This is a genomic window from Lyngbya sp. CCY1209 (assembly GCF_055795065.1).
The window spans coordinates 1-11,439 of the sequence record NZ_JAYFER010000296.1 but is presented as its reverse complement, the minus strand read 5'-3'; the positions used below and the strand labels follow the sequence as shown (position 1 = coordinate 11,439).

Annotated in this window: 11 protein-coding genes and 1 tRNA gene; 10 read left to right on the top strand and 2 right to left on the bottom strand. The window is 54.7% G+C overall.

The window, feature by feature from the left end; all coding sequences use genetic code 11:
- The first annotated feature begins 188 nt into the window (after positions 1-188).
- The gene (locus AC0QHF_RS08790) at positions 189-1,373 is read left to right on the top strand and encodes an NAD(P)H-quinone oxidoreductase subunit H (protein WP_324703828.1); all 1,185 of its coding nucleotides are present in this window, start codon (positions 189-191) and stop codon (positions 1,371-1,373) included.
- Positions 1,374-1,837: 464 nt separating this feature from the next.
- Positions 1,838-2,743, top strand: a complete 906-nt coding sequence (locus tag AC0QHF_RS08785; protein ID WP_324703830.1) for an alpha/beta fold hydrolase — start codon at positions 1,838-1,840, stop codon at positions 2,741-2,743.
- Positions 2,744-3,343: 600 nt separating this feature from the next.
- Here AC0QHF_RS08785 and AC0QHF_RS08780 read toward each other — a convergent pair.
- Positions 3,344-3,640: a PepSY domain-containing protein gene (locus AC0QHF_RS08780; RefSeq protein WP_324703829.1), complete on the bottom strand. Its 297-nt coding sequence runs from the start codon at positions 3,638-3,640 to the stop codon at positions 3,344-3,346.
- Positions 3,641-4,049: 409 nt separating this feature from the next.
- Between AC0QHF_RS08780 and AC0QHF_RS08775 the strand changes: the two genes are divergently transcribed.
- From AC0QHF_RS08775 to AC0QHF_RS08750, 6 genes are all read left to right on the top strand, one after another.
- Positions 4,050-5,690: a DUF3352 domain-containing protein gene (locus AC0QHF_RS08775; protein WP_324703827.1), complete on the top strand. Its 1,641-nt coding sequence runs from the start codon at positions 4,050-4,052 to the stop codon at positions 5,688-5,690.
- 199 nt (positions 5,691-5,889) lie between these two features.
- Positions 5,890-7,131, top strand: a complete 1,242-nt coding sequence (locus AC0QHF_RS08770) for a glycosyltransferase family 4 protein (protein WP_324703826.1) — start codon at positions 5,890-5,892, stop codon at positions 7,129-7,131.
- A gap of 155 nt (positions 7,132-7,286) precedes the next feature.
- Positions 7,287-7,700 (top strand): ribosome silencing factor, encoded by a 414-nt coding sequence (gene rsfS / locus AC0QHF_RS08765; RefSeq protein WP_324703825.1) that lies wholly within the window; start codon positions 7,287-7,289, stop codon positions 7,698-7,700.
- Between the two features lie 158 nt (positions 7,701-7,858).
- On the top strand, positions 7,859-8,377 hold the full coding sequence (locus tag AC0QHF_RS08760; protein WP_324703824.1) for a CGLD27 family protein: 519 nt from the start codon (positions 7,859-7,861) through the stop codon (positions 8,375-8,377).
- Between the two features lie 35 nt (positions 8,378-8,412).
- Positions 8,413-9,366, top strand: coding sequence for an asparaginase (locus AC0QHF_RS08755; protein ID WP_324703823.1), 954 nt, complete (start codon positions 8,413-8,415; stop codon positions 9,364-9,366).
- A gap of 44 nt (positions 9,367-9,410) precedes the next feature.
- Positions 9,411-9,484: transfer RNA gene (locus AC0QHF_RS08750), tRNA-Met, on the top strand.
- 282 nt (positions 9,485-9,766) lie between these two features.
- Here AC0QHF_RS08750 and AC0QHF_RS08745 read toward each other — a convergent pair.
- Positions 9,767-10,873, bottom strand: coding sequence for a DNA cytosine methyltransferase (locus tag AC0QHF_RS08745; protein ID WP_324703822.1), 1,107 nt, complete (start codon positions 10,871-10,873; stop codon positions 9,767-9,769).
- Between the two features lie 86 nt (positions 10,874-10,959).
- Here AC0QHF_RS08745 and AC0QHF_RS08740 point away from each other — a divergent pair, with 86 nt between their 5' ends.
- Positions 10,960-11,154 (top strand): hypothetical protein, encoded by a 195-nt coding sequence (locus AC0QHF_RS08740; RefSeq protein WP_324703821.1) that lies wholly within the window; start codon positions 10,960-10,962, stop codon positions 11,152-11,154.
- Positions 11,155-11,159: 5 nt separating this feature from the next.
- Positions 11,160-11,439, top strand: a 280-nt coding sequence (locus tag AC0QHF_RS08735) for a hypothetical protein (RefSeq protein WP_324703820.1), incomplete at its 3' end; no start/stop codon positions are given.

Genomic DNA, 11,439 nt, shown 5'->3' with positions numbered 1-11,439 from the left:
CCAAGGGGATGGAAGCCTTACCAGGAGGTTATTTCAGGCATTTCAGCCTTATTTCACTCCCGAACGAATCGCACATTCAACACCACTGTACCGCGATCGCGACGCTTACAGTAGGTTGACCTGAGACGGAAGTGGAATCCATCCCACTCCGTCACTCGACCCGAACCCATTCAGACGTTTACACCGATATGAGCAGAATCGAAACTCGCACCGAACCCATGGTCATCAACATGGGACCCCACCACCCCTCCATGCACGGGGTACTGCGGTTGATTGTCACCCTCGACGGGGAAGACGTGGTGGACTGCGAACCCGTCATCGGCTACCTGCACCGGGGAATGGAAAAAATCGCCGAAAACCGCACCAACATCATGTACGTCCCCTACGTCAGCCGTTGGGACTACGCCGCCGGAATGTTCAACGAAGCGGTGACGGTGAACGCCCCGGAAATGTTGGCCGACATCGAAGTTCCCAAACGCGCCCAGTACATCCGGGTGATCATGCTGGAACTCAACCGCATCGCTAACCACCTATTATGGCTCGGCCCCTTCCTCGCCGACGTCGGCGCCCAGACCCCCTTCTTCTACATCTTCCGGGAACGGGAAATGATCTACGACCTCTGGGAAGCCGCCACCGGTTATCGGATGGTCAACAATAACTACTTCCGCATCGGCGGCGTGGCGGCGGACCTGCCCTATGGCTGGGTGGACAAGTGCCACGACTTCTGCGACTACTTCCTCCCCAAAGTGGACGAGTACGAAAAGCTGATCACCAACAACCCGATTTTCCGCCGCCGCATCGAAGGACTCGGAACCATCACCCGGGAACAGGCGATCAACTGGGGGCTCTCCGGCCCGATGTTGCGGGCGTCCGGCGTCAAGTGGGATCTGCGGAAAGTGGATCACTATGAATGCTATGACGATTTCGATTGGGATGTCCACTGGGAAACGGCGGGAGACTGCATGGCTCGGTATTTAGTCCGAATTCGGGAAATGCGGGAGTCGGTTAAAATTCTTCGCCAAGCCCTGGACGGACTGCCGGGGGGCCCCTACGAGAACTTGGAAGCCAAGCGGATGATGGAAGGACCCAAATCTGAGTGGAACGGTTTCGACTACCAATTTATCGGCAAGAAAATCGCCCCCACGTTCAAAATTCCCGAAGGCGAACATTACGCCCGGGTCGAAAGCGGCAAGGGCGAATTGGGGATTTATATTATCGGCGACAACAACGTTTTCCCCTGGCGGTTCAAGATTCGGGCGGCGGATTTCAACAATTTGCAGATTTTCCCGGACTTGGTGAAGGGTGCGAAAGTTGCCGATGTCGTGGCAATTTTGGGAAGCATCGATATTATTATGGGGTCGGTCGATCGCTGATCGTTGTTTTTCCAAAAGGCGACCGCCCTAAATCCCCCTTCGTAGATAAGGGGGACTTTGAGATCCCTTTAAGGGGGGCCGGAACGGAGGGCGCGGGGATGCGATCGCCGTTTACCGCAGTTTGCAGTTGCAGATCGTACCGCCCAGGTTTCTGTTGGCCTTTCAGCATTGACGAAGAAACCGCGTTGGAGTCCGAAACCGGGTTTCTAGGAGCGTGTTGGGTTCCCCGCTCAGATGTTGGTAGAAACCCGGTTTCTAGGTTGAAGCAAGCATCACTCAAATCGCTATCTTTTAAAAAGCAATTCGTCAGGACGAAATGACTCAAATCCAACCCGCGCAAATTCACATTGATCGCACCCCAGCCGTTGGCGGATACTAACATTTTTGGTCGAGTTGCGGTAGGATGAATATTGATCGGCTTTCGGGTCGGTATGCGATCGGTGAATTGGACGATTGGAGGCGCGATGGTCAGCTTGCATCCCGAGCAATCTTATATTACGATTAACGGTGTCGATCACTATTACGAGTGGGTGGGAACGCCGCACAGTCCCGAGAGCTCCAAGCCGGTGATGGTGTTCGTGCACGGCTGGGGGGGCTCGTCCCGCTACTGGGAAAGCACGGCGCGATCGCTCGGCGATCGCTTTCACTGCCTCCTCTACGATATGCGCGGCTTCGGACGTTCCAACCGCCTCCCGGAAGGGGAAGATCGCAGCTACGAATTGATCGAATATGCCGAAGATTTAGCCATCCTTTTGGATACCCTAAATCTCGATAAAATTTATCTGAACGCCCACTCGATGGGCGCCTCCGTCGCCGCCATTTTCCTCAACCGCTATCCGGAACGGGTGGAACGGGCGATTTTGACTTGCAGCGGTATTTTTGAATACGATGAAAAATCATTCAACACCTTCCACAAATTCAGCCGCTACGTCGTCATGTTCCGCCCCAAATGGATGGCGAAACTGCCGCTCATTCACAAATTCTTTATGGCGCGATTCCTGCACCGTTCCCTCCCGAGCCCCGTCAGTCGCGCCTTTTTGGAGGATTTCTTGTTGGCGGATTTCGGGGCGGCTTACGGAACCGTTTTGACCTCCGTCAGCAAAGAGGCGACGGAATGGTTTCCCAAGGAGTTTAAAAAATTGACCGTCCCCACGTTGTTGGTGGCTGGGGAATATGACCAAATTATTCCGGCGGATATGGCGAAACAGGCGGCGACTCTCAATCCAAACGTCCAGTTGGAGATTTTGAACAATACCGCCCATTTCCCCATGTTGGAGGATGAGAAAATGTACTTGCAACGGGTGTTGAAATTCCTCGATCGCGACCTTTCCGCCGCCGACTCCAAACCGCCTTCGGATGCGATCGCCTGACCGGATCTCGCGATTTTAAAAAAAAAAATTAAGAAATGTTAAAAATTTTCGACTTTTTTTCGAGGGGGTTGATTTTTGACTTGACTTGCGGTATTATTTTTTTATAATGGGAGTGGTGACAAAAATAATATTTTTACAACCACTCCCATTATGGGGGATAATGTCAATATTTTATCGCCCATCGCCACCCCTTGTCAACCCCCCTCGCGCCTTTTAAAGTCCGGAAAAAATTTAAAAAATTTGGGAATCGGGAATCGGGAATAGGGGATCATATCAGATCCAATTATTTGGCTGCACTCATATCAAGTCCGTTTAAATACGGACACTTAACGTCGAGAAAAGGCAATAGGCAAGAGGCAATAGGCAAAAGTTTGAAGCCGCTTCAGAAGATGGCATCCAGGAATCATAACTGTTTGAGCGGACATGATATAACTCCCCAATCATCGATCGATGATTTGAGCGGGTAGGGGCGTCAGGCTTGCGCCCTCCGGAATTGATTTCCAAGCGGTCTTGATATCCAACCCGTTTTGTCCCGAGCATTCAACCAGATTTGATCTAAGAAACTGTTGGGAAATCGCTCCCAAGCTGATAGCTGATAGCTCACTCGCCGCCATCGGAAGTGACCGTTTTTTGGTTCGCCTGAAGGTTGCGAAACCAGCGCGATCGCCTGATATTTTGAATCACCATCGTCACCCCGGTAATCAACATCCACAGCAAGCCCAACCCGTTCAAAAGAACGTAAATCGGTTCCCAAGTCTGTCCCAAATATTCCCCTTCATGAATCACCATCAAAAAGTGAACCTGATCCCGCGACAGGCCGAACCAACTTTTCCCGAGGCGGTAAATCACCCCAGTAAAAACGGTGACAAATAGCGGTAGCATGACAATGGGAGCCATCGTGGCGTGGAGTTGTCTGAACTTGGCAAAATTCATAATCTCAAACCCAAAAAGTTGTTATAGTTGAGCGGCAGATGTAGGGGCAGTTCGCGAACCGACCCCACCGGGGAATTGATTTCCAGGCGGCTTTGATATTCGACCGGATTTGATACAAATCGCACTCTTGCAGCTATCATACCGTGTGGGGGGGAGCGGAGGGGTTCCAGGAGGCGACCGGAAGCAGAGTCCGTCAACGGTCAAGCAACGGTCAAGGGGAGGGAGCTTCGGTCAAGCGGAGCCCCCCATTCCCCATTCCCCATTCCCAATAGTGCTACAGTTGACGGACTCTGGGCGGCCGAGAGCGTTACGATAGGGGATGCACCGAGCGAATCGGTTCCCGACCTTTCTGACGCGATCGAGACGGATCAAGATGCCCTTCAACAAATCCAAGCTTCTCATTGCCGCTGCCGCGATCGCCTGTACCGGCACTGTGGCGGTTCTCGTCTATCTGAGGACCCTGCGGGTGCAGGCTTACCGTCCCGAGGAAAGCGCCAAACTCGTCCCCGACGAAGCGCTGATGGCGACGTTCATCTCGCCCGACTCGTCCTCCCTCCAGCATTTGAAGCGATTCGGGACCCGGGCGACCCGCAACCAAGTCGATCGCATCCTCTCCAACTTCAAACGGCAGAGTTTGGCGGGGACGCCCCTGGATTTCGATCGCGACCTGAAGCCGTGGATGGGGGGGCTGATGGTGAGCGTGCTGCCGCCGGAGGACCCCGAACAGGGCGGGGATTCCCACCTGCTGATGATTTTGGCGATCCGCAACCGTTTCAAGGCGAGTCAGTTGGCGAACCGATTGAATTCCCAAACCGGAATTCAACATCAAGGGCGAGACTATCGGGGCATCACCATTTCCCAATATACCGAGGAGGGCGGAAAGCGCTACAGCATCGCCACCATCGGCGATCGCGTCTTGGTAGCCGCGACAGCCGAACCCATCGAGCGGGCGATCGACACCCTGCGGGGGGAACCCTCCCTAGCCGACGTCTGGGGGAGCGAAGACTTATTTTTCCACGACATCGCCGTTCCCAACCCCCTGATGACGATCTTCATTGCGGACTATGCCGGATTTGTGGAGCAAGCGGCCGAATTATCGGGGGAATCTTGGCGATCTTGGGGTGCCGTCTCCCGACTCACCCCCGTCGAGTCTGCCGCCATCGGCGTCGGCGTGGATGGGGAGGGGTTGCGCCTCAAAGGGGTGATGCGGCTGCAACCCCCGCCGACTTCGCCCGAATCCCCCCCCGAAGTGGGGGAATTGGTGGCCCGATTTCCCTCAGAAACCATCGCTTTGATCAACAGCCAGGGCATCGATCGCCTCTGGTCGCAACTGGTCGCCGGGGCGCCGGAAAATCCCCCGGTGCGGGACTTCGTGCGCCAGGTGCGGCGGGGTTTGCGGGCCCTCGACCTGGATGCCGACGGGGAGGTTTTCGGCTGGATGGACGGGGAATTTGCCCTGGGGGCGATCGCCTCCGACGACGGCATTCTCGCCCCTTTGGGGTTGGGCGGTGTCTTGTTGTTGGAAACGGGCGACCGCCCCCAGGCCGATGCCACCCTGGAGCAACTCGATGCGATCGTGGCCGAAAGCAACCCCCCCGTCGATGTCGAACGGCGCACCATTCAGGGGGTGGAGGTCACGGAATGGAACGACCCCGAACAGGGGACCCTGTTCGGACACGGGTGGCTGACCCCCGATACCCTGTTCGTCGCCTTCGGCGGCCCGGTGGTCGAAACGATCACACTCGTTCCCAATCCGAATCTCCCCGAAAATCCCAGATTTCAGAGGATCACCGAATCGTTACCCCGAGCCAATCACAGTTATGTTTATCTGGATATGGAGCATCTGGTGTCTTGGGCGACCGGTTACCTGCTGGCGGCGCCGGCCGTGGCTGTCGAACCCAAAACCCTGACGCTCCTCAATTCGATTCGCGGTGTCGGGATCAGCGCCGCCCGACCGACGAGCGATCGCATCGAAGTCGAAGTCTTGCTGGCCCTCAAACCCAAAAGAAATTGAAAAGTTATTGGTAAAAGCCCGTTGATGGGTAGGATTGAAACAGAAACCGTCACAGGGCGTGCATCAACCACCGTCGCGGCTGACGGTCGGCTCGACTTTTAACCGTCCCACTTTCCCCTCCGAAAGCCTCAACAATTCGAGCTCAAACTGTCGCCTCTAAACCGAAAAATTTTTGCTTTTTTCACATTGGCTGGACATCATGCGTATTCTGATCTATTCTTACAATTACTATCCCGAACCTATCGGCATCGCACCGTTGATGACCGAACTGGCCGAAGGGTTGGTCCGGCGGGGACACCAGGTGCGGGTCGTCACCGCCATGCCCAACTATCCCGAGCGCCAGATCTACGAAGGTTATCGGGGCAAGTTGTATTTGAACGAGGAGAGAAACGGAGTCCACATTCAGCGCAGCTTCGTTTGGATTCGGGGGCCGAAACCGGGTTTGAAAGCCCGGTTGATGTTGGACGGGAGTTTTATTTCCACCAGCATCCTCCAGGCTTTTCGGGGGTTCCGCCCGGACGTGATTTTCGCTACGGTGCCGCCCCTGCTGGTGTCCCTGCCGGTGAGCTTGTACGCTTGGGTGCGGCGCTGTCCGGTGGTGCTCAACCTCCAGGATATCGTTTCGGAAGCGGCGATGCGGGTCAAGTTGGTGGAGTCCGAAAGTCCGATCCTGCGGGTGGCGCGATCGGTCGAACAGTTGACCTATCAAAATGTCAGCCGGGTGAGCGTGATCGCGGAAGGGTTCAGAGATAAATTGCTCGAGCAGGGCATTCCCAAAGAAAAAATTATTTATATTCCCAATTGGGTGGATACGGATTTTATCCGACCCCTGCCGAAGCCGGAGAATTCGTTTCGGAAAGCCCACGGGTTGACCGATAAATTCGTGGTGCTGTACTCGGGCAATATCGCCCTGACTCAGGGGTTGGAAACGGTGATCGAAGCCGCTTCCAAGCTGCAACACATTCCCGAAATTGCGTTTGTCATTGTGGGAGAAGAAAGGGCACTCGGAAACCTGCGAGACTTTTGTCGCGCCCAAAATGCCGGGAACGTCTCACTCCTGCCCTTCGAGCCCCGGGAGCGGTTGCCGGAAATGTTGGCGGCGGCGGACGTGAGCCTGGTGGTGCAGAAACGGGATGTGACCGCCTTCAACCTGCCCTCGAAGATCCCGGTGATCCTGGCCAGCGGTCGGGCGATAGTGGCATCGGTCCCCGATACGGGGACGGCGAGGGTCGCCGTCCTCGAGAGCGGCGGCGGGGTCGTGATTCCCCCGGAAGATGCCCAGGCGATGGCCGATACCCTTTTGGAACTGTACCGCGATCGCCCCCGGGTCGAAGCCCTCGGCCGCAAGGGACGGCAATTTGCCGAAGACTGTTTCAGCTTCGAGCAGGCTTTGAATCAGTACGAGGCCCTGTTCGCGACGGTGGCCGGCGTCGAGTCTTAACTCGAGATCGGGTGTGGGGTGTCGGGGGGGGACGGAGAGATTAAGAAAAACCGGGGTCCGAAAAACGGATCGAGATTTGAGTTGCTAAAATATCACCATCAATGTAACCCGTCCCACTCGCAATGCCGTAACGTCAGGGGGAATTCGATCGCTTAATGTTGAACAATGCCCACGCTCAATCCGCCGACGGCTCCGCCGTCGCCACCGACCTCGGAGATCAGACCTTGGCCACCGCCATCGCCGCGGCCCGGGCGGCAGAAGACCGCAAAGGAGACCAGATCGCGCTGCTTCGGGTCACGGAAGTGTCTTACCTGGCCGATTACTTTTTGATCGTGACCGGTTTCTCCAATACCCAAGTCCGGGCCATCTACCAGGCGATCGCCCTTCATGTTGAGGAGCAAACCCAGCGACTCCCACTGAGAATTGAAGGCCAGGGCGAAGGATCTTGGGTGCTGGTGGACTACGGTGACCTGATCGTTCACATCCTCCTCCCGGAAGAACGGGAGTTCTACAACCTGGAAGCGTTCTGGGGCCACGCCGAACGGGTGGATTGGTCGGAATGGGTTTGAAAGATCGGCCGGCAGACGCAGCGATCGGAAGATGCCGCGATCGGCCGGAGTGCCGGATGTCGTCTGACGGTCGCCGATTCGCTATCATTAAGTTTTGATGCCGATGACAGGCTCGAATCCCGATTCAAAACGATAAGATCCCGAGCGCCGAAAAGACGATGAAAAAGGTTTCAGTTTCAGTCTGTCCCGTCCCGTCCGAACAGCTTCCCATCAACGAATACCAGGAACTCAAGGGGTCTTGGCCGTTCCACTGGGTGACGTTGGCCTGGCCCCAATATCTCCGGAAACTGGCCTGGGTGTGGGGGTGGAGTTGGCTGATTTTCGCCCCGGTGGCGGCGGCGAGTTTTTCACCCCAGCAGGCCCCGGTGCAGTTCGTGTTGAGTGCGGGGGCCGGTTCGAGTTTGATTCTGACCCTGGTCGTCCTGCGGTTGTACCTGGGCTGGTGGTACATCCGATCGCGCCTGAACAGTCCGACGGTATTTTACGAGGAGTCCGGGTGGTACGACGGCCAAACTTGGCCGAAAACCCCGGAATTCGTCGTCCAGGATCGCCTCATTTTGAATCATCAAGTCCGCCCCCTCCTAGACCGACTCCGACAGACGTTCTACGGTCTGGGGACGATTTTGGCGATCGGGGGGTCGATTTGGATCGGCTACAACGGCGCGATCGCGGGCTGAATTTTGACGATCAATCACACTATTTTGAAGACGACATGACAAGGGGAAAACGGATACAGGCAACGGAATTGGAAGTGAGACTGTTGCGGGAAGGAATTACGGAAGCCGTCCATCGCATCCAAGCGACCGTCTGCGATAACCGGGGGCGAATTCTATTTGTCGCCGGCCACCCGGATACGGGGACTTTCGTGCGTTCCGCGCTCAAACCCTTCCAAGCTCTGGCCGTGACGAATACGGGGACCTTGGAGCGCTACGACCTGACAGACCGGGACCTGGCGATCGTGTGCAGTTCCCATCACGGCGACATTGAACAGGCACGGCAGGCGTTCAACATCCTGTGGCGGTGCGACATCGACCCCTCTCACCTGCAGTGTCCGACACCGCCCGGGAAGCGCAGCCCCCTCCAACACGGCTGTTCCGGGAAACACGCCGGGATGCTGGCGGTGTGCCGGCAGCGACACTGGCCGCTGGAGACCTATTTGCAGCGCAAACACCCCGTCCAACAACTGATCATCTCCAAGGTGGGGGAGCTGCTGGGGATGCCCGGGGACGAATTCATCGGCGCCCGGGACGACTGCGGGGCACCGACCTATTACATGGAACTGTCCCAGATCGCGACGCTGTACGCCAAGCTGGCCTCGGGGGACAATTTGGATATGGAGCGGATCGTGCGATCGATGACCCACCATCCCGAGTTCGTCGCCTGGGAGGGACATTTCGACACGGAACTGATGCGACTCACGCAAGGGCAACTGGTCAGCAAGGCCGGGGCCGAGGGCGTCCAGTGCGTTGGCCGGGTCGGCGAGGGCATGGGACTGGCGATCAAGGTGATGGACGGGGCCAAACGGGCGAAGTACGCGATCGCCATCCACCTGCTCACCCAGATGGGTTGGATCAGCCCCGCGATCGCCGAAACCCTTGCGGAGCAGTTCATGAGCCTCAACGACTTCAAGCGGTTGGAGGTGAGCGGAGAATTAATGATGGTTTAGGGGTTGCGGTTTTGGAAAAAGTCATTTATAGTATATAGATGTGCCGCGGGGTAGAGCAGTCTGGTAGCTCGTCGGGCTCATAACCCGAAGGTCAGTGGTTCAAATCCGCTCCCCGCTATTTCTGAAAGCTCCAATCCGGCAATGGTTACAGCGCTTGACTCAATACGCTATGACCGTTTGTCTACTTAAAAATTACTCATAACCCATTCCTCACACAGGTTAATTGATGGGTCAATTGTTGATTAATCAATCAATTTTGACTAAAAAATCAAAACTCCCATCACAAAACTGAAAACCTGTCAAATCAGAGATTCACCTGTTATTCTCCCCCCCCTGGACGCGGCGGGAAATTCCGTGGCGGGGCTATTTTTGATCGAGGAAATGGCGCGATCGCTCGTTCTCAGCCTGTTTGACTGACGGAAGGAATCGTCCGGGGCGATCGCACGGACAAACCCGGAATAGTCAGTTGTACGGGGGGCAAACTCTTTTCCGAAATGGCCGTCTTTTGACGGTTGGGAGTGCCGGAAAAAATCTCTTGATTTATCATTTCCCGTATCAATTCTTTAACGACGGTCGTGGCGACGGAATTTCCGATCTGGCGATAGGCATCTGCGGTGGAAGGCGTTTTTTTAAAATTATCAGGAAAACCCATAATTTTATAACATTCTTCCAACGTCAATTTCCGCACCCGGTCTTCCTCGGGCAAATAAATAAAAAATCGGCCCGACGACTCCTGAGACGGTAAAGTGGGGTGAACTCCATCAACGGAATAAATCCGATTCGGTTGGCGGTGAACTCGCGATAAATGTTCGGTATTGGGGCGGACTCCTTTTTTCCAAATACTTTTATTTCTGTAACCGACAAAAATCAACCCCGAATCTTGTTGTTTGGGATTCTCGATCAGGGTGTATTCCTCCGGAGACAGATAATCGAAGTTATCTTGAGGCAATAAAAATTCTCTCAAGCGGGGAATGGGCGTTATTTTCGGCAACTTATAAAACTCAAACCGCTTATATTTCGAGCCGACGATAAAAACCCTTTCCCGGTTTTGGGGCAATCCGAAGTCTTTGGCGTTCAAAAGTTCGTGGCTGATGAAATAGCCCAAATTGCGGAGTTCATTTAAAATAATTTGAAACGTCTTTCCCTTTTCAATATGCAGCAAATGCTTGACATTTTCCAAAATAAAAACGTCTGGCTGCTTGTGTTTCAACAGTTCGCAGAGATAGAAAAAAATCGTCCCCCGTTGGTCCGAGAACCCCCGCCGCCTGCCGCAAATGCTGAAAGGCTGGCAGGGAAAACCGGCGGTTATCAGATCGACATCGGGAAGGGTGGAAAAGTCAATTTCCGAAATGTCTGCTTCCGGATATTCGCCGAAATTTTCATAATAAACTTGACGGCAAGATTCGTTGATTTCGCAAGAGTAAAGGCATTTCAATCCCGCCCGTTCGAGGGCGATTCTGAATCCCCCAATTCCGGCGAAAAGATCTGCGAAGGTGAAATCGGCCATTTCAAAAATTCAACTGTACAGTAATAAATTATATATCGTCTCAACACATTGATGTTGTCGGGCTGTCGAAACGCCACGACCCCGAATTGGAGATCCTCCAAAGTCTCAGGGAACCCTGCGATCGCAAAACCTACGGCGAAAAACTTCGGCAGGCTATAAACCGACTCGGGAAATCCGTGCGAACCGTGCAGCGTCTCATCATCGCGATCGCGTCGATGTCAAAAAATGTTACAATCTCAATCGGATTCTCGGCTTCGGGAAACGGCAACCTCAAAGTCTGAAAACGGTGAATAATCACGACGGATCGCAACCTGCGTTACGAGCAAAATTTAGCCGATCGCAAAATTGCCATCGTCATTTTGATGACGACCTCCCCGATCGCATCATGACAACATTCGATAGCACCAAGCTCCAACTCCCCAAAATTCTGGCAGATATTTTGGCAGGTAAGATCCAACTCCCAGACTTCCAGCGAGGATGGGTTTGGGACGATCGCCTGTTATTCTCCCCCCCTGGACGCGGCGGGAAATTCCGTGGCGGGATTATTTTTGATCGAGGAAATGGCG